Consider the following 26005-nt stretch of genomic DNA (forward strand, 5'->3'; position numbering starts at 1 on the left):
AAAACACCCTTCTCCTGATCGAGATTGGGTGTTTTTTCGTTTTCGGCTATACAATTGCTGCTAAACTTTGTGCTTGACGATCTAAGCCGCGTGCTGCTTCTCCTACATTCATGAATTCTTCGCTTGCTTGCTTGACAAGATCCCGGTTTGTAAACACGCTTGTCTTTGCACGGCTTGTTCCGTTGCTGACCTTTTCAACTTCTAAATGGATCGCCTTCACATAACGATCCACCTTTACGATCGCTTCCTTTGAATCTGTCGCAAGCTTACGGATTTCTGCTGCGACGACACTAAAGCCATTTCCATAGGAACCCGCATGCGCAGCTTCTATGGCCGCGTTCAATGCGAGCAGCTGCGTTTGGGAAGCGATACTGTTAATCGTTGTAGCAATTGAGCTGATCGACTCCACCTGCTCTGTTAACCCTTCTAGCAAACTCATGTTTTGATCAGTTTCATTCGCGATATGTTCAAAAGAAGCATTTACACTTTGACTATGCTGGATGCCGATTTCCGCTCGCTCCATTAATTTTGCAGACATATCCTTTAGGTCTTCTACTACCTGCTTCATTGTGTTTTCTCTCTCTGTAATATCTGTTGCCACTTTCACGACAGCCACTACATTCCCCTCTTCATCGAGCACTGGCGTATACGTCGCTTCAAGCCATAAGGTGTCACCGTACTTCGTGATCCTCTGCACCTTTTCCTGAAACACTTGACCATTCTTCAAACGCTTCCAAAACATTTGATAACTTGCGTCTTCTGCAATATGCGGAGGACAAAACTGTCTATGCTTTAAACCAATCATTTCATCCTTTGAATACTTCATGGCTTTTGCAAAAATATCATTGACCCATAGGACCTTACCTGTGACATCAAATTCAATCATCGCCAGTGAGTGTTCTAGCGCACGAAGCACAGCTGATTGCTCTAATACTTGTGTTGATAAAGTGTTTGTTGTTTGAATCATCGCTTTCATTCCCCCAATTTGCCTCTCTCTAATAGTACATACTTACCCATACTTTCGTACTATCTAAACGTATCATTTGCGTACTTGGATCACTAGTGGAGAATTTTTTTCCATAAGAAAAAAGCCAGCAACCTCAATAGATGAGATCACTGACTGTTTCGTTCGCCTTCATTATTTTTTTGCTTCTGCTACTGCATGTTTCACAAAAGCTTCGAGGTCCATTGTTTCTGAATCTTGTTCCCCATATTTTCTTACATTGACCGCGCCATTTTCTGCTTCTTGATCACCGACAACCAGCATGTACGGGATCTTTTGCATTTGCGCTTCTCTAATTTTGTATCCTATTTTTTCATCACGACTGTCTAGTTCTACACGCAGTCCTTCAAGCTGCAAACGTTCTTGCACTTTTTTCGCGTAATCTAGATGGACAGATGGTGAAACCGGGATGACTTGGAATTGTACAGGTGCCAGCCATGTTGGAAGAGCTCCTTTGTATTCTTCAATTAAGAAGGCAACGAAGCGTTCCATTGTGGACACAACTCCTCTATGAATGACAACTGGACGATGGTGTTTTCCATCTTCTCCGATATATGTGAGATCGAAACGCTCTGGAAGTAAGAAGTCTAGCTGTACAGTAGACAAAGTCTCTTCTTTTCCAAGAGCTGTCTTTACTTGGACGTCAAGCTTCGGACCATAAAATGCCGCTTCGCCTTCTGCTTCATAGTAGTCATGTCCAAGCTCGTCCATTGCATCTTTCAGCATAGACTGTGCTTTATTCCACATTGCATCATCGTCAAAATACTTCTCAGTATCTTCTGGATCACGGTAAGATAAGCGGAACGTATAATCATTTAAGCCGAAGTCTTGATACACTTCTTCAATTAGGCGAACTGTACGAATGAATTCGTCTTTGATTTGATCTGGACGAACAAAGATATGGGCATCGTTTAATGTCATCCCGCGAACACGTTGAAGGCCGGATAAAGCACCTGACATTTCATAACGGTGCATTGTACCAAGCTCTGCAATCCGAATTGGCAATTCGCGATAGCTATGCGGCTCGTTTTTGTAAATCATCATATGGTGCGGACAGTTCATTGGACGGAGAACAAGATCTTCATTGTCCATTTCCATCACAGGGAACATGTCTTCTTGATAATGCGCCCAGTGGCCTGACGTTTTATACAATTCTACACTCGCAAGAACGGGTGTATACACATGCTCATAACCAAGGCGTACTTCTTTATCAACAATATAACGCTCAATGACGCGGCGAATTGTGGCCCCTTTTGGCAGCCAGAGCGGAAGACCTTGGCCCACCTTTTGAGAGTTCGCAAACAGTTTTAATTCTTTGCCTAGTTTACGGTGATCACGCTCTTTTGCTTCTTCAAGCAGACGTAAATGCTCGTTTAATTCTTCTTTGCTGAAGAAAGCTGTTCCGTAAATACGCTGAAGCATTTGGTTGTTACTGTCGCCTCTCCAGTAAGCACCTGCAAGGCTTAACAGCTTGAATTCTTTGATTTTCCCTGTAGACGGCAAGTGAATACCACGACATAGATCGAAGAATTCACCTTGCTCATAAATTGTGACGGCTTCGCCTTCTGGGATTGCTTCTAACAGCTCTAGCTTCAATTCATCGCCAATTGCTTCAAAGCGTGCTTTCGCTTCTTCTCTTGAAACTTCAATGCGCTCAATCGGCAAATTGCTGTTAATGATTTTTTTCATTTCTTTTTCAATCTTTGGTAAATCTTCAGGTGTAATCGCTACATCGATGTCGACATCATAGTAAAAGCCATTTTCGATGACAGGGCCTACGCCAAACTGGACGTGATGCTCTTTTCCATAAATGCGTTTGATTGCCTGTGCTAGTAAATGCGCTGTGCTGTGGCGCATAATATCGAGCGCTTCTTCACTCTTATCTGTGATGATCTCGATTGTTCCACTTTCTAACAGCGGCGTACGCAGATCTATTTCTTTGCCGTTCAATTTACCGGCAAGCGCTTTTTTCTTTAGGCCTGGGCTAATTGATGCCGCGATGTCTTCTGTTGTAGCTGTTTTGTCAAACTCCTTGACTGCTCCATCTGGAAATGTAAGTTGAATTTGTTCTGACATCTCTAGTCACTCCTTTTTTGGCAATATAAAAACCCCGCCCCCTGGAAAGGGACGAGGTTGAATAAACGGAATCGTGGTTCCACCCTTTTTCCCGTATTTGCAGCTTGCTTTGTCAAAAGCAAATACGGCTTGTGGTTCAATAACGGGAATTCCCGTCAGCTATTACTAAACAGTTCACAGCTGATGTTCAAAGGTGGTAAAGCAAATGGTCCTCTGCTAGGAAGCTTTCAGCCACGGCTTCCCTCTCTTTAAGCGGGTGTTCATTTGTTCATGTCCTTATCAATACGGTCTCTGTATGAAGTTACACCGTATTATAAAACGTTTTTTCGTGAAAATCAAGAAAGCTTTTCACTTTTCTTTTCCAAATGACTAGGAACAAATTGAACATGCTGTTCCTGAAACGAATGAGAAGGGAATACCTCAACTCTTTCTTGAAAAATATTTTGAATGGTTTGCACCATCGAGTGACCTGTATCATCTGTAAATAGGTCAATCTTTTGTGGCGCAATGGATACAAGCGGTGCAATCAACTGCGAATCAATATACATTGGATGCTCTCTTACAAACTGTCTGTCTATGTATTGTTTTTGATCACGCTCAGAAGCGTACCGAAATTCCCAAATCATCAGGCGGTCCTGATGCACAACATGTACTTTTTCAAGCTTAGGTTCTCTTGACATCACATAGTCTCGAAGGGATTGAATAAAGTTTTGATATTCTTGTTCCATTTTATATTCTTCAATGGATACTTCAACATAGTTCTTCAGCCTTCTGTCATACGCTGAGAGCCTAAATGTCATAAATGAACCAATGGAAAAAACACCTTTCTGTAAAGAAATCGTCTCAAGCTCTTTTTTTAACAGATCCTCCCTCGGTGGGTCTTGATGAATTCCAGGAATATCATCTAGATCCCCTTTCATGATGCTATGGGCGATTGAAAGAATTTGGTGCTGCTCTTCTGGATCTTTAAATAAGTATGTGTTTTCAAGGATGCTGCGCATGCGTTCATTTTCTTTGCATTCCAAAAAAAAGTGAATCAGTAATGTCCGCACAATGTGCTCTATGGCTTCTCCTGATTTCTTCGCTTCTATGAGAAGCCGGTCTTTCCCTTGTTGAATCGAAATGTGATGCCGACTGTCCAAGTGTTCAGCAAGATGTAAAAAAGCGGCGGTATCATATTCATCTTCAAAGATTATTTCAAGCATGTTTGTCCCCCCTAACGACATCTGTTACATATATATGGGGGGAACATAAAAAATAGACGCCTAAAATAAATCAGGCATCTTTCTTTTTAAAATCAGTGGCACTGAGATAAAGATCAAATAAATCAAACAAACAATCGCTAAGGCGGCATAATTTCCGCTCACAAAGCTTGATCCAAGGACATTTAACGCCACAGTACCAGGTATTAACCCTAAAAAAGTCGCCGCCGCAAATGCACGATAATTCGCACGTGAAGCTGCTGCGGCATAACTGACAAAATCAAAGTGAATGGGCGCAATGCGTAATAAGAGGATATAAAGAAATCCATGCTCTTGAATACGGGACGTCACCGCTTTTAGCTTCCGATTGCTTGATTCGGTTTCCTGCTTGTTTGAACGGAAGGTTGAGGCAAGCAGGAAAGATCCTGTTGCACCTGCTGTCGCACCAGCTAAGGCATAAATGGTCCCAAGGACACTGCCGAATGCCAAACCTGCTGCTATCGAAAAGACGGTGAGAGGGACAAGCACAAATGGACGAAAAAGCGATAAGAAAAGAAAGACAAAGGGAGCTAGCATCCCAAATTGAAGAATCCAATTCTTCACATCTTTCGGCGACAGTTGAAAATGCTGTTTGTTGAGCCACCATAGCACAGCAGCTAGGACGCCAATCACGAGGAAAAGCAGCCATTTTCTTTTATTCATTTCATCCGCTCCCCTTCACGTGACCTATCTTTTTATAAATGACGGCGATTTTCCCCTTCAAGCAGAACTGGTTCAGCTAGGTAGAGAATACGTTCCATTAATCGAGCTGCCTTCACCTCTTCTTTTTCCCCGCGCTGCGAGTACGTAAAGTGATGTTTTAACTCATTCGGTGAGAAATTAGAAGAGAAAAAAGTCGGCAGCTGCTCTGCCATGCGGTATTGCAAGATTGTTCCTAAAAGTTCATCTCGTACCCAGCTTGTCATCGACTCTGCTCCAATATCATCAAGCATTAAAATTGGTGTTGATTTGACCATATTCAGCTTCTCTTCGAGTGTATGATCGGCTAACGAATTTTTTAACTCTCTCACAAATTCAGGCACGTATACAAGGAGAGATGGATACTCTTTTACCGCTAACTGCTGCGCAATTGCTGCCAGAATAAATGTTTTTCCGACCCCAAACTTTCCATGTAAATAGAGGCCTTTTCCCTTACCTGTTTCATCATAACTTTGCAAGAATTGACCTACTTTTTGAATGACTTCTTGTCTTCCAACCACATTTAAATCAGCAAACGTCGCTTGAAGAACATTCTGCGGAATGTACATGCTTTTCATGAGTTCTTGCTGTTTTTTCTGTCTATCAAGCCGCAGTTTGACAGGACAAGGGGAATATTCAATATCAATGCTCTGACCTTTGATCACAAGCTTCGGGTGATACCCGTCTAAAATGACATTTACATTCTCTTCCTCTAAGCAGTAAGAACAACCCTTTGATTGTTGTACATATTCAAAGAGCCTGTTCAAGCTGCGATTGATCATGTCTTCTTGGATGTCCTCTTGATGCTCCTTTAAAAAAGCTTTTACATCTTCATCAGCTAGGACACTTTCTTTAATCTGATTGTATCTCACGCGAAAATCTACCCGTCCTTTTAGCTGATCAAATGAACGACCGATCGGTTTCATCTCCATCTCACCTCACATTAATGTGCATTGTACTTTTTCATATTATTAAACTGATCTAACAATTTTTCTTTTTCTCGTTCGAGGTCCTCTGTAGATAAGTTATCTGTCTGTTCTTTTGGCTGTTCTTTCGTTTCAGCTTCTTTCATCCAGTCAGGCAGCTTCTCCTCGCGGATCACTTTTCCTGATCCATATGATTGACGCTTATTTTTTTGCTGTGCCCATTCTGTCATTTGCCTATTTTCTTCTTTTGCAATTTTCATAGCAGCTGCCACGGTTTTGATTTTCTTTCGCACCCAGTGGGCGGCGATTTTCTGCATATATGTTTTGGACAGCTTCATATCCGTTTTTAGCAGTGTATAGTAGATCAGGACATTCATGACCCCAGGCTCTAGCTGCTGCTCAAGCATAATATCTTCAACAATTCTTAAGTCTGCATACGTCGGCTCAATGCCATCTGCCATATCTTTTAGAAGCTCTCTAGGCGAAATATGATCAAGCTTTTCAATCAATTTCGCATCAGGTGCATCTGCACCTGAATTCTGCGTGACATTGTGACGTAAATGTCTTGGCTGTTTTTGATCAATCAGCTTCGGCTGTTCGCCTCTGTATTCAATTTGATACCAGTCTCTCGCTGCTTTTCGCAGATCCTCAGTTGATATCATCTGATCTGAACCACAGGCACCTGCGACAATATTTTGCATTTGCAGCGGGGTGATGCCATAGACGACCGCTAACTTCTTAATTGTCTCTTTCACTTGCTTTGTCAAAGCTTTTCTTGGAATCATCATGTCCGACATGCCTGCTAACAATAGATCAAAATCAAAAGATTCATCTGAAAGCGGTGCAGGCTGACTTGAGCCAACTGTCACATATTCGTAGCCCTCGTCAAGCGATGACGCCTGATTGATTTCCTCTGTCATCTTGCGCTCTCCTGGCTGCAAGACGTGAAACACTTCTTCAAACGATCGGGAGATGTTCTTTGCATCAGCAGGAACTCCTGGATAAGAAAAATAATCACGAAGCTGCATATATTTTGCTTTCTCTACCCGATGATACAAAAGGACATTCAGCATACCGTCTTGGAAAAATTCATCCGGTCTCAGCGGCGGCACGAGCTCATATGTAAACAGTCTGCCTTCTTCCGTTTCCTGTTCATATGTGCGGAGTAATCCGATCGCTTCAAGCTTTAAACGCTCCTCAAAAATATCATTTAAATTCGTTTGCAGCATCACCATCAGCTGACGGTGAGGTGCGGGTTTCCCCCACATTCGATTTTGTTCCAGCTCTCCCCACAGCGTCATGTATAAACTGAAAGCGGACATGCCAATAAGCGGCTGATATAAAAGAGTAATAAGCTGTCTATCGATGTCACCGAGCAATGAAGCGCTTTTGACGACATACGGATCGACGGCTAGCACTTCCTTCCAATGCTCTGTCATATGCTGATCCTCCCTTAATACGGTTGTCTTCATTGTACACTCTTTTTGCGTTTTACGCTTTACGCAGGAAAAAGAGCATGAAGAATCTTCAGCTCTTTTTTAGCGTTCTTTCTTTAATAAATCTTTTAATTCATCAATAAATACATTGATATCTTTAAATTGACGGTAAACCGAGGCAAACCTGACGTAAGACACTTCATCGATTTTCGCCAGCTCGTCCATCACCATTTCCCCTACAAGCTCGCTTTTCACCTCTGACATGCCTTGGTTACGCAATTCCTTCTCGATGTTAAAGCAGACATCCTCGAGCTGTTTTAAAGCGACAGGACGTTTTTCACATGCTTTGATGAGGCCTCTCAGCATCTTTTCCCGGCTGAATTCTTCTCGAATTCCTTCTTTTTTCACCACAATCAATGGCAATTCTTCTAATTTTTCAAACGTCGTAAAGCGATATTGACAGCTTTCACACTCTCTTCTCCGACGGATGGACTTCCCTTCATCTACTGGTCTTGAATCAAGCACCCTTGTGCCAAGGTGCTGACATGTGGGACATTTCATTTCATCAGCTCCGATCTCTTCTTGGAAGTTGTTTGTCTAGTTCTTTATAGAGGGACAAAACAGCCTTTTGACTGTAGCCAAAGTCTGTTGGCAGTGCTGTTTCTGTTGTCACATTAAAATCGACAGCTGTTTCAAAAGGACGAATTGAAATGACAGTCGCCACGAGAAAAGCTTTTTTCGGCGTTCGTATGTTTGCGCTGATTTCACCTCGTTCTGCTGAAACAGATGTCACTTGATAGGAATCGTTTCTTGAAAGAACGGCTTCTACCGCTTGGAAAACTTGAGTTTGTGTCGATTTGTAGTAATGGCTTTTCAGCTCTGACACTGGATGATGGTCAGATGTTTCTGTATGATTTGAAATGAATCGTTTGAGCTTTTGTCCTAAAGTCATACACGTATCCCCTTTGTCATAAACCCTCTTCTTTATTTTATAAAAAAAACCTTTGTTTTCCTAGAACAAAAGTATAGACAGGTTGGATCATGCTGGATGTCGTGTATAGAACAAATATAAAAAGGAGCATAACACAAAGGCATTTAATGCTTTTGGCCAGCTCCCATTGCAATCTTTTTTATGTTTACAGTGCTTTGGCTTGCGCCTGTTTCACTTGTACAGGTCCCATGCCTCGAGGAATTTCGATGTTTTCTCTTGTTTCAGCACCTAGTTCATCTCCGATATGATCTGCTGCAATATTCGGATCTAGATCGCCGCAAGTATAAACATCTATGCTCGCATAACCATGTTCAGGAAAGCTGTGAATTGTCAGATGAGATTCAGAAATAATGACAACTCCACTTACTCCTTGAGGTGCAAATTTGTGAAAAGCAACCTCTCTTACTTCAGCTCCTGATTTCAAAGCTGCATTTACAAACGTTTTTTCAATAAAATCCATGTCGTTCAGTTTATCACAGTCGCATCCCCATAACTCGGAGATAACGTGACGTCCGATTGTTTCCATCATGGACCCCCCTTAAACAAGAATGAAAGAGTGAAGTTCTAAGCAGCCGGACCGGACATATACCACGGGGGAAAGTTAGTCCAAAGAGGTCCTAACCCTTTAAGTATACCCGAATGAGTCTGCGAACAAGAAGTTCACGAAAAATAGTATACTTTGTTTAGACCCATTTTGCAAGCTGTGTTTTTAGTGGGATTTTCTCTCATTTCTTGAAAAGGGACGTTCAGTCTTCTTCATTTCAAACAGCTGAAAGCTCTTTCATCTGGGAACCAACAAACTTTACAAGATCAACCACTCTGCAAGAATAGCCCCATTCATTGTCATACCATGCAAGAACTTTTACTTTTCTGCCTTCCATCACCATCGTTGTAAGTCCATCAACGACAGCAGAATAAGGGTTTGTGTTAAAGTCTGTGGAGACAAGTGGTTCATCGGTGTAATCTAATATGCCAGCAAGAGATGTTTTTGAAGCCGTTGCAAAGGCAGCATTGACCTCTTCTGCTGTGACATCTTTTTTCAAGTCGACCACAAGATCAACCATCGATACATTAGAAACTGGCACTCGAAGTGCAAGTCCATGTAATTTCCCTTTCATGTGCGGCAGCACTAAAGAAAGCGCTTTAGCGGCACCCGTCGTCGTTGGAATGATGGACTGGGCACATGCTCTTGCCCGGCGCAAATCCTTGTGGGGGTTGTCGATATTTTTTTGATCATTTGTATAAGCATGAACCGTTGTCATTAAGCCGTTGTCGATGCCAAATTCATCATCTAACAGCTTGACAACTGGTGCTAAGCAGTTTGTTGTACAAGATGCGTTTGAAATAACGACGTGCTTTTCAGGATCAAGATCATCCTCATTGACACCCATTACAATTGTAACGTCTTCATTTTTACCTGGAGCTGTAAGTACGACCTTTTTCGCTCCGGCATCTATATGGCCCATCGCTTGATCTTTTGAATTAAATTTCCCTGTTGCTTCGATCACGATATCAATCCCAAGCTCTCCCCATGGGAGCTGCTTTGGGTCTCTATTATTGAGCAAAAGCACTCTTTTGCCATTGACAATCAAAGCGTCATCTTCTGCTGTCACATCGCATTCGTAACGTCCATGATTTGTGTCATATTTAATTAAATGTGCTAGCGTTTCGGCAGGATAGCTTGCGTTCACCGCTACAATTTGAATTTGATCATCAAGCATTGCTTTTCTGAAGACCATGCGTCCAATTCTGCCAAACCCATTGATCGCTGCTTTTACCTTCATGAACAGGTCACTCCTCTATTATGTGTTATACTCAATAAATTTATTTATGAAATTAGTATATCACATTAGAATGTAATTGCCAGTATATAAACGTATATTTTCAAAAAAGGGCTGCTTTTTGCAATGAAATTGACGAAAAAAGCATAAAAAAAGAAGAGTACTGTATGTACTCTTACTTATCTGTATGTTCCCATTCGTTTAATATGTTCTCTAATTGCTTTCTAATAAAAGCAAGATCTTTTGTGTTTTCTATCACGCGGTCTGCTTTTTGGCATTTTTCCTCAAGAGGCTGCTGGGAGTGAATGCGATTCAGTGCTTCTTCCTCGCTCAGGTCGTTTCGATTCATGAGCCGCGACAGCTGCAATTCAGGCGTCGTGTACACAACGATGATGCGGTCGACTAGCCCTTCCAGCTTGCTCTCAAATAGGAGCGGGATATCAAGCACAACAAATGTTTCATTGTTGCTCACCCCTTCATCACGCTGCTCGAGCATTTCCTTTCTGACTTCAGGATGAACGATGGCATTGAGCTTTTTTCTTTTCTCTTCATCAGAAAAAATGATCGCACCAAGCTGCTGCCGGTTCAGTTCACCATTTGGCAGAAGAACCTCTTCACCAAAAGTTTGAACGATTTGATGAAGGGCAGCCGATCCTTTAGAAACCGCTTCTTTTGCAATGATATCAGCATCCACCACCCGAATGCCTTTCTCTTTTATCATCTGCGAGACTGTGCTTTTTCCGCTAGCAATCCCGCCTGTTAATCCAATGACGAGCGTCAATTCGTTTCCTCCTTTACAGCTTCCACACCCCAATTAAAATGAGCAACAGCCCTGGTAAGCATGCGAGTTTATCGATCCAGCGCCAATTGGCCAAATAATGACCTGCACGCAGGCCGATGCATACAAAAAGAGAACTCATCACAGCGACCGTGATGCTCATGACAATTGGAGAAAAACCAAGAATCGCTGCACCAATCCCTGCACCAAATGCATCGATGGATAAAGCAATTCCAAGAAGCACCGCTTCCATTCCATTAATGGTGCCAGAGCGGTCAATATCTGCACTTGTAGGCTTTCGCAAAATATGAATGACAAGCCCAAGAGACTGCACTTCTACATTGAGAAGTGTTTTTTCATGAAGGAGCAAATCACGCTCTTTCGCTGGTTTATAAAATTGATACAGAACCCAAAGTCCGATGGCAATTAAGATGCCTCCACCCAGTTTATCTGTCACTGAGACAGGGAGGAATGTCGTGAGCAGGCTGCCAATCAGCATGGAAATGAGCAACACAATTCCTGAACAGCAAGCAATAATAACGATGGCTTTAAATGGAATCCTCATCTTGCGAAGACCATACGTAAAACCTACAGAAAAGCTGTCAATGCTGACGGCAATAGCTAAAAACAGAAGCGAAAACGAAATCATACCTGTACTCTTCCTTTCTGTTCATGCAACGATGATCAAGAGTCTCTAGGCGTCCTTAGACTCTTCTTCACTATATGAAGAGCAGGTGGGCTGTGTGTCAGTCTACACCTTGCTGAAAAAAGAATGTTTTTTATCGTATGCATGGCAAAAAGGAAGCATGCTGACGGCTTACCTTTATGAAGGGCGTTTTTGGCAGGTCACACAAAAATGAGTGCCGCGCCCTCCCACCACTGTTTTTTCTATGATACTGCCGCACGTCTGGCAAGGTTCTCCCCGCCGGTCATATACAAGAAGCTGTAATTGAAAAGTCCCAATATCACCTTGTGAATTGATGTAGGAGCGAATGGTGCTGCCTCCTGCATCAACAGCCACTTGAAGCGTGTCAATAATATGTTTGTGGAGCACCTTGCAAGATGCAAGACTTAGCTGATTCGCTTTTGTTTCTGGATGAATGCCTGATTTAAACAGCACTTCATCTACATAAATATTACCGAGACCAACCACGATTTTTTGATCAAGTAAAGCCGTTTTGACCACGCGGGAGGTTTTCTTTAATTGCTCCCATAAATAGTCTGGTGTAAATGAGTCTGAAAAAGGTTCATACCCCAGCTGTGATAGTGGAAGTTCTTTTTCTTCTTCACCTGGCTGAAATAGGTGCATCGTCCCAAATTTACGGACATCATGATACCGAAGTTCGGTACCATCTGTGAACGTAAAGACGACGTGTACATGTTTATCATAAGGCTCACCAATTTCATGTACACGGTATTTCCCTTCCATTCTTAAATGGGAGACCATCACATAGTGGTCTAAATGAAAGAGTAGAAACTTCCCTCTTCTTTCAATGGTTTGAATGGTTTCTCCTACCATCCTTCTAGCGAACTCTTCCGGTTCCCCAGGACGTTTGATGATATTTGGCCATTTGATATCGACCGTTTCAATCGTTTTTCCTTTGACTAACCGCTGAAGAGTGCGCCGGACGGTCTCAACCTCTGGTAATTCCGGCATGCTCCTCGCTCCTTTTTCTCTCTCTTTATTTTGCGTCGTACCAAGATGGACCTGAAGCGAAATCGACTTTTAGCGGCACATCGAGCTGAAGTGCGCTTTCCATGACTTCAGGGACGATTTTTTCTAATATGGCGATTTCTTCTTTTGGCGCTTCAAAGATCAGTTCATCGTGCACTTGCAATAACAGATTTGCCTGCAGATTCTCTTCTTTTAACTTTCGTGCCATATCAATCATCGCTTTTTTGATGATATCGGCGGCACTGCCTTGGATCGGTGTATTCATTGCCGTTCTTTCCGCAAAACTTTTCACATTAAAATTACGGCTTGTGATATCTGGGATATATCGTCTGCGTTTAAGAAGCGTGGTCACATACCCTTTTTGTTTTGCTTCCTGCACGATGTCCTCCATATAGGTTTTCACGCCTTTAAAGCTTGTTAAATAACGCTCAATGAAGGCCGCTGCTTCTTTTCTTGTAATCCCAAGGTTTTGAGACAGTCCATAATCACTAATTCCATATACGATTCCGAAGTTGACAGCTTTGGCCTGTCTTCTCATAGAGGAAGTCACTTCTTCTTCTGAGACATGGAACACATCCATGGCTGTTTTCGTGTGAATATCCATATCTTGCGTAAAGGCTTCAATTAAGTTCTCATCTTGAGAAATGTGCGCGAGTACACGCAGCTCAATTTGAGAATAGTCAGCTGCAAACATGAGCCAGCCTTCTTTTGACGGAACGAACGCTTGACGAATTTTTCGGCCTTCTTCTAAACGAATCGGGATGTTTTGAAGGTTTGGGTCTGTTGAGCTTAATCTTCCTGTTTGTGTAAGTGCCTGATTAAATCTTGTGTGCACTTTATGCGTATCTTTGCGCGTCACTTTCATTAAGCCTTCCACATAAGTGGATTGCAGCTTTCCTATTTGACGGTAATGCAGAATGGACCGAATAATTTCGTGCTTATCTTCAAGCTTTTCAAGGACATCCGCAGACGTAGAGTAGCCTGTTTTGGTCTTTTTGATAACCGGCAGTCCTAATTTTTCAAATAAAATCACACCAAGTTGCTTCGGTGAATTGATGTTAAATGTTTCTCCTGCTAACCGATGAATGGTTTCTTCATATTCCTTCAGCTTCTTCGTGAGTTCTTCACCCATTTTCTGAAGACGTTCAACATCCACTTTTACTCCAAGAGATTCCATTTCACCTAAGATGAGGGCAAGTGGCAACTCTAAATCTTCATACAGCTCATGCTGATCATTTTTTTCTAACGCTTCAAGGGTCAAATCATGCAGCGCAGAGATCGCTGCTGCTTTTCTTCCAAGATGGTCTTTTAGCTCTTCTTCAGGTGGAATCGCCTGTTTCGCTCCTTTTCCGTAAACTTTTTCATCGGAAAGGGCTATGTTCAGGCCATATTCCTTCGCCACACTTGCAACGTCCTCATAGGATTTCTGCGGATTGACCACATAGGAAGCGAGCAGGACGTCGTTATCGACACCTTTTAGATCAACATCATGCCATCTAAGGGCAACAACCGCTCTTTTGGAATCAAAGACCCATTTCTTCTTCGTTTCATCCTGTACCCATTGTTTAAACGCTTCAGATTGCAGAGCATCTTCTTTTGTCATAAAAAATGCACCGTTCTCATTATGGATCGCAAACCCTATCAAATCGGCTTCGTGATAATTGTCTCCTAGCTGTTCTACCACAAGTGCAGCGTGATCTGTCAGCATGTCCTCCGTGACATCTGTCATTTTCTTCACGTCTAGTTCGTCTATTTCTACTGGTTCATCTGATTCTGGCGCTTCTCCTAAACGCTCTAGCAGCGTTTGAAAGCCCAGTTCTTTATAAAGAGAGATGACCTGCTCCATGTAAGGACCTTCATAGGCGAGCTCTTTGCTTGACACATCTATTGGTGCTTCTACGAGAATCGTCGCCAGCTTTTTACTCATCACCGCTTGTTCTTTATATTCTTCAAGCTTTTCTTTTAGCTTTTTCCCGCTGACTTCGTCAATATGATCAAGCAGATTTTCAAGGCTTTCAAACTGCTTTAGTAATTTGATCGCTGTTTTTTCACCGACACCAGGCACGCCAGGGATATTGTCTGATGAGTCTCCCATCAGCCCTTTCATGTCGATGATTTGATCTGGTCTGAGGCCGTATTTCTCTTCAATATGGGCCGGTGTGTAATATTCTACTTCTGTGATGCCTTTTTTCGTAATGGCTACTGTTGTATGGTCTGTTGAAAGCTGCGTTAAGTCTTTATCTCCTGAGAAGATTTTGACCTCAAAGCCGTCCTTTTCTGCCTCTACAGCCAGTGTGCCGATAATGTCATCCGCCTCGTATTGCGGAAGCTCGTACCTTTTCACTTGATAAGCATCTAATAGCTCACGGATGAACGGCATTTGTTCTGATAGTTCTGGCGGAGTTTTTTGTCTTCCGCCTTTATATTCCTTAAAGGTCTCGTGACGGAAGGTGGTTTTACCCGCATCAAATGCTACGAGCATATGAGTCGGCTTCTCGTCTTCCAGCATCTTCATTAAGATCATCGCAAAGCCATAAATGGCATTTGTATGTACGCCTTTATCATTGGATAATAGCGGTAAAGCAAAAAAAGCTCGATAAGCGAGACTGTTTCCATCCACAAGTACTAATTTCTTTTGATCTGTCATCTTTTAATCCTCCATCGACTGAGCCGGCTCAGCCGTCTCTTTCGCACATTGTATGTTCATTTTATCAAAGTTTATTTTGAAAAGAAAATAGACAAGCCTGCATAAAAAATGGACGAAAACAACAAGTGTTTTCGTCCTTCCAAAATTGGCTCCTTGGATGAAGGGGTTCCTATTCATCCTACCAATGATTGATTAACAAAACATGAATTCATTGTAAAGATCATGTAAATTTTAACGCCACTTTCCATTCTTCTCTATTTTGACTTTAAACTCACGGTAAACGTCGTCCCTTTGCCTTGTTTGCTATGAACAGAAATCGTTCCTTCATGTGCTTCGACAAGGTGTTTGACAATGGCAAGACCAAGCCCTGTACCGCCTGAGTTTCTACTTCTATCTTTATCAATTCGATAAAACCTCTCGAATATTCTTGGAATCTCACTCTTTTTCATACCGATCCCTGTATCTGCTACATCAAATTCATAGCTGTCTTTCCTCTGTCTTGCTGTGATCGTGACACTTCCTCCCTCTGGTGTATAGGTGAGGGCATTATTGATCAGGTTGAGGAAAATTTGTTTTAATCTCAGCGGATCTGCCATGACATAGACCGGCTCTTTCGGGACACGCACTTGTAGGTCAATGCCTTTTTCAGCAGCCTTTTGTTTTAGCAGTACTTCAATCTCTTGAATGATTTCTGTCGCATTGGCTTCTTGAATATTCAGCTTAAAATGCTGCTGTTCAATTTTCGAGAGATCAAGTAAGTCTTGGATGAGCGTTTCTAAACGAATACTCTCTTTTAGGATGATGGACAAAAATTGTGTCAGCGCTTCTTTATCGTCAATGGCACCATCCAGAAGTGTTTCAGAAAAGCCTTTAATTGACGTGATCGGTGTCTTTAATTCATGTGACACGTTAGCGACAAAGTCTTTTCGCATCTGTTCTAGCTGCTTTGTTTCTGTCACATCATGAAAGACAAGAACAATCCCTTTCCATTCATCGTCTGTACTTAAGATCGGAACACCATCGACTTGGAAATAACGGCGCTCGATGTCAACAGCGAGACGTAAAAACTTTCGGACCTTGGTTTCTGTCATGAAAATTTCGTCTATTAACTCAATAATCTCTTCATGGGTAAAGGCTTCATGATACAGCTTGTGCATGTAAATATGTTTTTGCACTTTGAATTGCTTGCGGAATGTTCGATTGACTAAGTGGATATAGCCCATTTTATCAATCAAAATGATCCCCGCTCCAATGTTTTCAATGACTGTTTGCAGACGATCTCGCTGCATTTCGCCAGCGCTTGTCATGTCTTGAAGACTTTCTGCCAGACGCTTCATTGATGTATTGAGTTCACTTGTTTCAATGATCAGCTCTTCATAGTTATTTGTATCATAGTTCCCTCGTTCAAGCTGTTTGGCCACCTTTGTGGCATAATCAATCGGCTTTACATACTTCATCGACATGCGATAGCCAAAGAAGACGATGATAATGATGGCCGAACCAAGACAAAAGGCTAATGCAAGCCAGAGCTGACCATCAATCTCATTCAAAGGCTGGAATGAAGCATGAAGAAATAAATATCCCGCCGGTTCGTTTTGTTTCATCATTGGGACTGCATAATGAAACAGCGCATCCTTCTCATCCTCAATGAACGTTCCTTTTGTTTGGAGCTGCTCACTTTTCAGTGTGTTTAAAATGACAGCCCTTTGTTCTGCTTGACCCGTTGTATGTATGATATTCCCCTTCACGTCCACAATCGACGCATTCATATCGAGATGCTGCTTTGCTTGATTGAGAATCTTCTTGTTTTGCTCCGCATTCAAATCTTCAACATTCATAGAAGAAAGGAGAAAACTCGATTCCTTTTCCATTCGTTCGGTTAATTTTGTTTCATAGAAAATATGAAACATATGATCCAAGAAAAGACCAAGCGCAACAAACACAATAAACAGGAGAAAAATGAGCCCAGAAAAAAGGCGGGTTCTCACTTTACTCATTTGGCTTTGGCTCCTCCAATTTGTAGCCTAAGCCTCGAATGGTTTTAATATATGTTGGTTTTTTCGTGTTCTTTTCAATTTTGTCCCGCAAGTGGCTGATATGCACATCCACAATACGAGTATCACCTGCAAAGTCATAATTCCAAACCGCACTTAACAATAGATCACGCGTAAGGACACGGCCTTTATGCTTAGCCAAATAAAGAAGCAGTTCAAATTCCTTTGGCGTGAGCTCTAGACGTTCTTCTTGGAAATAGACTTCGTAATGTTCAGGTAAAATGCGCAGGTCTCCAATTTTGATTTGGTCTGCAATGATCTCTTCCTTCTCTTCTTGCACGGGAGCCGGCTGAGATTGCTGTGCTCTTCTCAAAATGGCTTTTACCCGAGCACCCACTTCTCTAGGACTGAAAGGTTTTGTCATGTAATCATCGGCTCCAAGTTCAAGACCGAGCACCTTATCAAATTCATCGTCCTTTGCTGTCAGCATTAAAATAGGGAACATCATTTTTTGAATTCTCAGTTGTTTGCACACTTCAATGCCGTCCATTTTCGGAAGCATTAAATCAAGCACAATCAGATCAGGCTGTTCACTTGCTGCTTTTTCAAGCGCTTCTTCTCCGTCTCTTGCTGTGACGACATCGTAGCCCGCCCTTTCAAGGTTATAGCTTAGAAGTGTTACAATTGATTCTTCATCATCCACAACTAATATTTTTTTATTCATGTTGTGCCTCCAATTAGTGATTTCCCCTGCATCCGGTTTTTTGTATCTTATGTGAAAAGCGAGAAGTCATGCTTTCTCTTTCATTTTAACGAAAGCTTAACAAGAGAACAATTTAAAATTTCGACAAGATTGGCTTTGTAAACAAAAAGAAGACTCCTCATACGAGAAGCCTTCTTTTTTATTCATATTAAGACAATACTTTCATGACGTTCTTTACAGATTCAACAGAACGGTCAAGCTGACTTCTTTCTTCTTCTGTCAGCTCAAGCTCGATGATCTGCTCAAGGCCGTTTCCACCTACGATTGTTGGAACTCCAAGGTAAATGCCTTCGTAGCCATATTCACCTTCAAGGTATGCAATCGTCGGCATGACGCGGCGTTGATCTTTTAAGATCGCCTCAACCATTTCAACGAGTGAAGCAGCAGGTGCATAATACGCACTACCGTTACCTAATAGGTTGACGATTTCACCGCCGCCTTTTCTTGTTCTTTCAACAATTGCATCAATTCGCTCTTTAGGAATTAATGTTTCCAGCGGGATACCGCCTGCATAAGAGTAACGTACAAGAGGAACCATGTCGTCCCCATGTCCACCAAGAACAAAGCCCGTCACATCTTTCACAGATAGGTTTAATTCTTGAGCAACGAACGTACGGAAACGTGCTGTATCAAGAATTCCTGATTGTCCGATGACTTTTTCTTTTGGTAATCCTGATTCTTTATAAACTGCATATGTCATTGCATCAACAGGGTTTGTTAACACAACAATGATCGCTTCTGGAGAATATTTAACGATTTCACGTGTCACACTGCGCATGATTTTTTCATTTGTTGACACGAGGTCGTCACGGCTCATTCCCGGCTTTCTTGCAATTCCTGCCGTAATGACCACGACATCAGAACCGGCTGTATCTTCGTAGTTAGAAGTTCCTGTAATATTCGCATCGAAGCCTTGAACAGGACTTGCTTCCAGCATGTCAAGTGCTTTCCCTTTTGTCGGGTTCTCAAGCTGAGGGATATCCACTAATACGACATCCGCTAATTCTTTTTGAGCTGTTAGAAATGCTGTAGTTGCTCCAGTAAAGCCTGCTCCGATGACAGATACTTTTTTACGCTTGTTTGCCATTTCCTTTTTCCCCTTTAACTTTAAAGTTTAAGAATCAAGACAAGTTTTTGATGAGCTCGTCAGCAAACTCAGAACATTTCACTTCTGTTGCACCATCCATTAATCTAGCAAAATCGTACGTGACGACTTTAGATGCAATTGTTTTTTCAACAGATTGAATCACTAGATCAGCAGCTTCTTGCCATCCAAGGTGCTCAAGTAAAAGCACGCCTGATAGAAGAACAGAAGATGGATTCACTTTATCAAGACCAGCATATTTCGGTGCTGTTCCGTGAGTCGCTTCAAAAATAGCGTGTCCTGTTTCGTAGTTGATATTTGCACCAGGTGCGATACCAATTCCACCAACTTGTGCTGCAAGTGCATCAGAGATGTAGTCTCCGTTTAAGTTCATTGTTGCGACAACATCGAACTCAGCTGGACGAGTTAAAATTTGTTGAAGGAAAATATCTGCAATGCTGTCTTTGACAATGATTTTGCCAGCAGCTTCTGCTTCACTTTGCGCTTTGTTTGCCGCATCTTTTCCATCTTGTTCTACAATACGATCATATTGTGCCCATGTAAAGACTTTGTCGCCAAACTCTTTTTCAGCCACTTCGTAGCCCCAGTTTTTGAAGGCTCCTTCTGTAAATTTCATGATGTTTCCTTTGTGAACAAGTGTCACAGATTTACGGCCTTGGTCAATCGCATATTGGATCGCTGCTCTGACAAGACGAGATGTTCCTTCTTCAGAAACTGGTTTGATTCCGATACCTGATGTTTCTGGGAAACGGATTTTATTCACACCTAATTCGTTTTTCAAGAAGTCGATTAACTTCTTTACTTCGTCTGATCCTTTTGCATACTCGATTCCTGCATAGATATCTTCAGTGTTTTCACGGAAGATAACCATGTCTGTGTCTTCTGGACGTTTCACAGGAGACGGTACACCTTTGAACCAGCGAACTGGACGTAAGCATGTGAATAAATCAAGCTCTTGTCTTAGTGCCACGTTCAATGAACGGATTCCTCCGCCAATTGGTGTTGTCAGTGGTCCTTTGATCGCGATTAAATATTCACGAATGTCTTCAAGTGTTTGCTCTGGAAGCCACTCGCCAGTTTTATTGTAAGCTTTTTCACCTGCATATACTTCTTTCCAAGTGATTTGCTTTTCACCTTTATATGCTTTTTCTACAGCTGCTTCAAGAACTCTTGATGCTGCTTTCCAAATGTCAGGACCGATTCCGTCCCCTTCGATAAACGGGATAATTGGATTATTTGGTACATTCAATACGCCGCCAGTAACTGTAATTTTTTCGCCTTGTGACAATGATATTACCTCCCAGGTTATGTAGTGAATATTTGAAACTTCCAAGCTTGATGTCTGCAAGCCAAGAAGTTTTTCACGTGATTCGATTTTTGTTGATATGGAGGCTGATTGGTTTAGATGGATCAGCCTCCGCTATTCTATAAACATTAGTCTCTTTCACTGATCGGAACAAACGTTTGAAGATCAGGTCCAATATAGTCAGCTCTTGGACGGATCAGACGGTTGTTGTCATATTGCTCTAAAATGTGAGCAATCCATCCAGAGAATCGGCTGATCACGAAAATTGGTGTAAACAAGTCATGATCAATCCCAAGACTGTGATAGACAGAAGCAGAATAAAAATCAACATTTGGTGGAAGATTTTTCTCTGATGTCACGATTTCCTCTGCGCGTACAGACATTTCATACCATTTTGGCTCGCCTGTGAGATTTGTTAAGCGCTGGCTCATTTCTTTTAAATGTTTTGCACGCGGGTCACCTTGACGGTAAACGCGGTGGCCAAAGCCCATAATTTTCTCTTTCTTCTCTAGCTTACCATGAATATAGGAATCTACGTTTTCAACTTCGCCAATTTCTGAGAGCATCTTCATTACGCCTTCATTTGCGCCGCCATGAAGTGGTCCTTTCAATGCGCCGATAGCCGCTGTTACACCAGAGTAGATATCTGATAGTGTAGCAACACATACACGTGCTGTAAATGTCGATGCGTTTAATTCGTGATCCGCATGTAGAATGAGCGCTTTATCAATCGCTTCAATTTCTACTGGTGAAGGCTCTTCGCCGTTTAGCATATATAAGAAGTTTGCAGCATAGCTGTATTCTTCTTTTGGCTGTACAGGCTCAAGTCCCTTTCGAATACGTGAGAATGCAGCGACAAGTCCAGAAATTTTCGCTTGTAAGCGAATGGCTTTTCTGTAATTCGCTTCTTTGTCCATAATCTCTGATTCGTCATCAAGTAAACCTAATAAGGATACCGCTGTACGAATCGCAGACATTGGATGAACCCCATCCAGCGAATAAGATTTAAAGTGCTCAATGATCTCTTGCGGAATATGAGCATTTTCATTGAGCTGCTGCTTTAACTCGCTTAGCTCCTGCTCATTCGGCAGCTTTAAGTGCCATAACAGGTAGACAATTTCTTCGAAAGTCGCTTTTTCAGTTAAATCATCGATATTGTACCCTACATAAGTAAGAGTATCATCAATAATTGAGCTTACGGATGAAGTTGTTGCCACGATACCTTCAAGACCTCTTGTTGCTGTCATGTTCAATCTCCCCTTTTTAAAAAGATTCCCCTTCGTTGCAAAATTCTCGCTTTTTGAAAGCGCTATCCAACCAAAATAGGCTGGCAGGTTTAGAAAAGAAAATGCTTACATTTACCTATACGGTTAGAGCGCTTTTAGCCTCATATCTCGTGTTTGATCAATGAGTTCAAAATTAAGCCTATTCCCATTATAAACAATAATCAGACATTTGTTAAATGTTTAACTATAATTTTTTTTGATATTTTTTTTTCCAGCCTTCCGGTTCGGGCATGGAATAAAGGGATTTTGCTTCTTTTAATATATTTAATTATGTTTTTTTGCAAAAGCTCACGCCAGAAAAAAAATCAAAAGAAAGTGGCATGTGCCACTCTCTTTTTAACCGCTGAAAAATTTCACTGCTTGCATCGCTAAATAGGCAATTCCAGCACCAATCAGCGGGCCAACAGCCACACCTTTGAATAAACTAACTGCCAAAATCGTACCGAATACAAGTGCTGCTGTGATATGCGGATCGTTTTCGAGTAGCACAATGCCGTTTTTTGCAATTAATGCTACTAATATACCCGCTCCAAGAGCTATCCAAGCATAGGAAGATTTCATCGCTTCTCCAAGCTGTTTAAATCCAATGTCCCCTGTTGCGATCGGTACAAGCACAGCGATCGTGATGACCGTCACACCCCAATTGATACCTTTTGATTGCAGAACCGGGAATATTTTTTGATCCAGGCCAATCAGCTTAATGGCAATCAGCACAGAGACCGCTAAAATTAAGGAATTGTTTTTTGCAATAAGTGCAATAACGAGTAAAAGAACCAAAAACAAATTTGCTTGAGTAAACATACGCCGCTCCTTTCTTTCTTTTTATTGCGACCTTTTCATATTACTAATCTTTTTGAATAAAATGAAGTATCGGACATGCTTGTTTTTTGGAGGGGATTGTGTGAATCACACTTATGTGGGCATTTTTTTGCGAAGTTTGATGATTTTCAGCATCGCCGTTTGTGCGGTTGTTTTTTTATATCAGTCTTTTCCGTTTTTATATCCATTTTGGATTGCATTTGCCGTGTCGTGTTTGATTCATCCAGCCGTATGCAAAATCGAAAACATGACCGGGATGCCAAGAGGTTTTGTTGTCATCATTGTGCTATTACTCTTTTTAGTGGCAGCAGCTGGATTCATGACACTTTTAGTAGCGGAAATCATTTCAGGAAGTGCTTATTTAGCAAAGGTACTGCCAGGTCATCTTGATCAACTGATTGGGATCGTGGAACGTTTTTTCACAGATCAGATTTTGCCTTTATATCATGATTTGACTGCTCAATTTAATACACTTCAAGCAGGTCAAAAGGAATCGATTTTAGGACAAATCCAAGCACTTGGTGACGAAGCAGCGGCAAAAATCGGGACTTTCCTTTCAAAAACTCTTGAATTCATTCCAGTTTTTTTAGGTCTTTTGCCTGATGCAGCAGCGACACTTTTATTTTCCGCACTAGCGACTTTTTTTATCACAAAAGACTGGTTTACGTTAAAAAAATATGGTTCTCGTATCTTTCCCGCCAAATGGATGCTTCATACACGTGCCATTTTATCTGAAATCAAAAAAGCCATTTCTGGCTTTATGAAAGCCCAGCTTCTCCTTGTTGCCATGACCATTGGGATCGTGCTGATTGGACTTTTCATCTTAAAGGTCGAGCATGCGATTGTGATTGCTCTATGTATTGGTCTAGTTGATTTACTTCCTTACATCGGGAGTGGCACGGTTTTTCTTCCGTGGATCATTTACTCCGCGATGACAGGAAATCTTTCACTCGCCATTGGACTGGGCATTTTGTATATTGTGGTGCTCATTCAAAGACAAATATCAGAGCCAAAAGTCTTAAGTAAATCAATCGGTCTTAATCCTTTAGCAACACTTGTGGCACTGTTTGTCGGGTTAAAATGCTTTGGTTTTCTTGGACTTGCACTCGGTCCCGCTTCTCTTGTCGTTTGGCAGGCGTTTCGTAATGCAGGGGTTTTCAGAGACCTTTATCAGTACATTCGGTATGGTGCGCAAAAGTAAAAGAGACCTGATGCGAAGGTCTCTTTAGCGAATAATCGTATAGCGTTTGCGATTAGACATATTTCTAAGCCAGCGCTCAAAGAGCGGTTTGATCCGTTTTCTTGTCATGGGAATGAGCAGCACAGCCCCAATCAGATCTGAAAGGAATCCAGGTATGAGCAGCAGCAAACCACCGATCAGAATGCAAAAGCCATCGACAATGGTGGCCCCTGGCATTTTGCCATACTGTAAATCTCGCTGCACTTTCTGAAATGCTTCTATTCCTTGTTTCCTTGCAAAGTAAGCACCTAGTGCACTTGTCAGCACAATGACTAGCATCGTTGGTAAAATACCAATGATGTTACTTGAGATTAAAAATAAACTAATTTCCACTGCCGGGAACAGAATCAATAATAGTAGAAAATATTTTTTCAACCATATCACCTCATGGGGTCTCTTTCATCGAAAGCTGTTTACTTTTTTTAGTGTAACATAAAAAAAGAGAGGAGTCAGATAACTCCCCTCGTGTGTGATTTAAAGGACGCTTGCACGGCCTTTGTAGATCGCTCCGCGTGCTGGATCTACTGTAATCTCTTCGCCTTCTTTTAGAAGTGTTGTGGCACTGTCAAGACCGACAATGACTGGAATGCCAAGACTAAGCCCAACGACTGCTGCATGGCTTGTTAGACCGCCTTCTTCCGTGATAAGGGCAGACGCTTTTTCTAAAGCACCCATCATATCACGATCTGTGCAGTTTGCGACAAGAATCGCACCATCATACATTTTTTCCTCTGCTTCTTTTCCGCTTTGTGCAATAACAACCGGTCCAAATGCAGATTTGCGGCCAATTCCTTGACCCTTCGCAATGATGTCACCGACAACATACACTTTCATTAAGTTCGTTGTACCAGCTTCTCCAACCGGCACACCAGCTGTAATGACAATCAAGTCGCCATGTCTTACATAGCCAGATTCAATAGATTTTTCTACTGCATTCTCTAGCATTTCATCAGTAGATGACGTATTTGATCCACTCTTCGCAAATACACCGAATACGAGAGATAGCTTTCTTGCTACTGATTCGTTTGCTGTGACTGCAACGATTGGTGCTTTAGGTCTATATTTTGAAATCATTCTTGCTGTATGACCACTCTCAGTAGGTGTCACAATCGCTGCCACATCAAGCTTCATAGCAGTGTGCGCAACAGATTGACCGATTGCATCTGTAATGCTGACCTCTACTTCTTCGCTTCTGCGAGAAAGGATTGCTTTATAGTTAAGTGCTTCCTCTGAACGTGAGGCAATGTTGTGCATCGTTTGCACAGCTTCAACCGGATATGTTCCTGCTGCTGTTTCACCAGATAGCATGATCGCATCTGTACCGTCAAAAATAGCATTTGCCACGTCACTTGCTTCCGCACGTGTTGGACGCGGATTACGCTGCATGCTATCCAGCATTTGAGTTGCTGTGATGACAGGCTTGCCTAAACGGTTGCATTTTTTGATTAGCATTTTTTGAACAAGTGGTACTTCTTCTGCCGGAATCTCTACACCAAGATCTCCACGCGCGACCATCAGTCCATCTGATACCTCAAGGATTTCATCGATGTTATCAACGCCCTCTTGGTTTTCAATCTTCGGAATGATTTGAATGTCAGCTGCGTTGTTCTTTTCAAGTAGCTCACGAATTTCAAGAACATCAGAAGCTCGTCTCACAAAAGAAGCTGCGATGAAATCGACACCTTGTTCAATTCCAAACAGAATATCATTGGCATCCTTTTCTGTAATACCCGGCAAGTTCACACTCACACCTGGTACGTTGACACCTTTTTTGTTTTTCAGTGTGCCTGTATTCATTACTTTTGTGACGATTTCTTTTCGGTCCTTATTTAACTCTTTTACTTCTAGACCAATCAGACCATCATCTAATAAGATGGTTGAGCCCACTTCTACATCATGAATTAAATCTTCGTACGTCACACTGATTTTTTCAGTGTTTCCCACAATGTCTTCCATACTCACGATAAGATCAGCACCAGCAACTAACTCAATTGAGCCGTTTTCAACTGTGCGTGTACGAATCTCTGGACCTTTTGTATCAAGAAGGATCGCAATGTCCTTGCCTAAAGTTTTACCTGCTTTGCGAATGTTTTCAATACGTGCACCATGCTCTTCAAAATCTCCATGAGAGAAGTTTAGTCTGGCTACATTCATTCCTGCTTCAATCAATTCAGTCAGCTTTTCAATGCTTTCACTTGCTGGACCGATTGTACAAACGATTTTTGTCTTTCTCATTACT

At 41.9% G+C, this 26005-nt stretch carries 23 protein-coding genes and 1 other annotated feature; of the genes, 1 reads left to right on the plus strand and 22 read right to left on the minus strand.

The annotated features are described in order from the left end of the window. Positions 1-46: 46 nt before the first annotated feature. The 20 genes from AC0VYC_RS13120 to AC0VYC_RS13215 all read right to left on the minus strand — a co-directional run bounded on the left by AC0VYC_RS13120 (position 47) and on the right by AC0VYC_RS13215 (position 22508). Positions 47-967 carry a methyl-accepting chemotaxis protein gene (locus AC0VYC_RS13120; RefSeq protein WP_251210898.1) on the minus strand — a complete coding sequence of 307 codons (921 nt, stop codon included), beginning with the start codon at positions 965-967 and terminating at the stop codon, positions 47-49. A 171-nt stretch (positions 968-1138) separates the two neighbouring features. Then, a complete protein-coding gene (thrS, locus tag AC0VYC_RS13125) occupies positions 1139-3079 on the minus strand; it encodes a threonine--tRNA ligase (protein ID WP_007501674.1) in 1941 nt (646 codons plus the stop codon). A 44-nt stretch (positions 3080-3123) separates the two neighbouring features. Then, positions 3124-3371, minus strand: a binding site (T-box leader). 43 nt (positions 3372-3414) lie between these two features. Beyond that, positions 3415-4284 (minus strand): putative sporulation protein YtxC, encoded by an 870-nt coding sequence (ytxC, locus tag AC0VYC_RS13130; protein WP_039168873.1) that lies wholly within the window; start codon positions 4282-4284, stop codon positions 3415-3417. A 60-nt stretch (positions 4285-4344) separates the two neighbouring features. Continuing rightward, positions 4345-4983, minus strand: a complete 639-nt coding sequence (locus AC0VYC_RS13135; RefSeq protein WP_475388647.1) for a TVP38/TMEM64 family protein — start codon at positions 4981-4983, stop codon at positions 4345-4347. Between the two features lie 32 nt (positions 4984-5015). Further along, positions 5016-5945, minus strand: coding sequence for a primosomal protein DnaI (dnaI, locus tag AC0VYC_RS13140; RefSeq protein ID WP_008346034.1), 930 nt, complete (start codon positions 5943-5945; stop codon positions 5016-5018). A gap of 17 nt (positions 5946-5962) precedes the next feature. After that, positions 5963-7384: a replicative helicase loading/DNA remodeling protein DnaB gene (gene dnaB / locus AC0VYC_RS13145; protein WP_017367826.1), complete on the minus strand. Its 1422-nt coding sequence runs from the start codon at positions 7382-7384 to the stop codon at positions 5963-5965. A gap of 99 nt (positions 7385-7483) precedes the next feature. Next, positions 7484-7942: a transcriptional regulator NrdR gene (gene nrdR / locus AC0VYC_RS13150; RefSeq protein WP_003216720.1), complete on the minus strand. Its 459-nt coding sequence runs from the start codon at positions 7940-7942 to the stop codon at positions 7484-7486. Between the two features lie 4 nt (positions 7943-7946). Next, complete coding sequence (locus AC0VYC_RS13155) at positions 7947-8333, minus strand: hypothetical protein (RefSeq protein ID WP_017358264.1); 387 nt, start codon at positions 8331-8333, stop codon at positions 7947-7949. Positions 8334-8517: 184 nt separating this feature from the next. Further along, entirely contained in the window at positions 8518-8898 is a 381-nt protein-coding gene (gene speD, locus AC0VYC_RS13160; RefSeq protein WP_003216492.1) for an adenosylmethionine decarboxylase, read from the minus strand. 235 nt (positions 8899-9133) lie between these two features. Next, positions 9134-10156 carry a glyceraldehyde-3-phosphate dehydrogenase gene (locus tag AC0VYC_RS13165; RefSeq protein ID WP_008346043.1) on the minus strand — a complete coding sequence of 341 codons (1023 nt, stop codon included), beginning with the start codon at positions 10154-10156 and terminating at the stop codon, positions 9134-9136. A gap of 172 nt (positions 10157-10328) precedes the next feature. Continuing rightward, positions 10329-10934, minus strand: coding sequence for a dephospho-CoA kinase (gene coaE / locus AC0VYC_RS13170; protein WP_024718656.1), 606 nt, complete (start codon positions 10932-10934; stop codon positions 10329-10331). Between the two features lie 13 nt (positions 10935-10947). Beyond that, positions 10948-11580 carry a sporulation membrane protein YtaF gene (gene ytaF / locus AC0VYC_RS13175; protein WP_007501684.1) on the minus strand — a complete coding sequence of 211 codons (633 nt, stop codon included), beginning with the start codon at positions 11578-11580 and terminating at the stop codon, positions 10948-10950. Positions 11581-11754: 174 nt separating this feature from the next. Then, positions 11755-12588, minus strand: a complete 834-nt coding sequence (gene mutM / locus AC0VYC_RS13180) for a DNA-formamidopyrimidine glycosylase (protein ID WP_072367446.1) — start codon at positions 12586-12588, stop codon at positions 11755-11757. A 25-nt stretch (positions 12589-12613) separates the two neighbouring features. Beyond that, the gene (polA, locus tag AC0VYC_RS13185; protein ID WP_475388649.1) at positions 12614-15253 is read right to left on the minus strand and encodes a DNA polymerase I; all 2640 of its coding nucleotides are present in this window, start codon (positions 15251-15253) and stop codon (positions 12614-12616) included. A 254-nt stretch (positions 15254-15507) separates the two neighbouring features. After that, entirely contained in the window at positions 15508-17250 is a 1743-nt protein-coding gene (gene pnpS / locus AC0VYC_RS13190) for a two-component system histidine kinase PnpS (RefSeq protein WP_017358268.1), read from the minus strand. Beyond that, positions 17243-17971: a response regulator transcription factor gene (locus AC0VYC_RS13195; RefSeq protein ID WP_007501691.1), complete on the minus strand. Its 729-nt coding sequence runs from the start codon at positions 17969-17971 to the stop codon at positions 17243-17245. The genes pnpS and AC0VYC_RS13195 overlap by 8 nt, the downstream gene beginning before the upstream one ends. 187 nt (positions 17972-18158) lie before the next feature. Beyond that, the gene (gene mdh / locus AC0VYC_RS13200) at positions 18159-19097 is read right to left on the minus strand and encodes a malate dehydrogenase (RefSeq protein ID WP_007501693.1); all 939 of its coding nucleotides are present in this window, start codon (positions 19095-19097) and stop codon (positions 18159-18161) included. 34 nt (positions 19098-19131) lie between these two features. After that, entirely contained in the window at positions 19132-20403 is a 1272-nt protein-coding gene (gene icd, locus AC0VYC_RS13205; RefSeq protein ID WP_024424789.1) for an NADP-dependent isocitrate dehydrogenase, read from the minus strand. Between the two features lie 146 nt (positions 20404-20549). Further along, positions 20550-21668, minus strand: a complete 1119-nt coding sequence (gene citZ, locus AC0VYC_RS13210) for a citrate synthase (protein WP_008346063.1) — start codon at positions 21666-21668, stop codon at positions 20550-20552. Between the two features lie 375 nt (positions 21669-22043). Then, a complete protein-coding gene (locus AC0VYC_RS13215) occupies positions 22044-22508 on the minus strand; it encodes a DUF441 domain-containing protein (RefSeq protein ID WP_007501699.1) in 465 nt (154 codons plus the stop codon). Between the two features lie 100 nt (positions 22509-22608). Here AC0VYC_RS13215 and ytvI point away from each other — a divergent pair, with 100 nt between their 5' ends. Continuing rightward, entirely contained in the window at positions 22609-23727 is a 1119-nt protein-coding gene (gene ytvI, locus AC0VYC_RS13220) for a sporulation integral membrane protein YtvI (protein ID WP_268362785.1), read from the plus strand. A 24-nt stretch (positions 23728-23751) separates the two neighbouring features. Here ytvI and AC0VYC_RS13225 read toward each other — a convergent pair whose 3' ends face one another. After that, on the minus strand, positions 23752-24141 hold the full coding sequence (locus AC0VYC_RS13225; protein ID WP_007501703.1) for an FxsA family protein: 390 nt from the start codon (positions 24139-24141) through the stop codon (positions 23752-23754). A gap of 99 nt (positions 24142-24240) precedes the next feature. After that, positions 24241-26001, minus strand: coding sequence for a pyruvate kinase (gene pyk / locus AC0VYC_RS13230; RefSeq protein WP_024718661.1), 1761 nt, complete (start codon positions 25999-26001; stop codon positions 24241-24243). Positions 26002-26005: the final 4 nt, after the last annotated feature.

The organism is Bacillus sp. iso_77 (assembly GCF_056173625.1).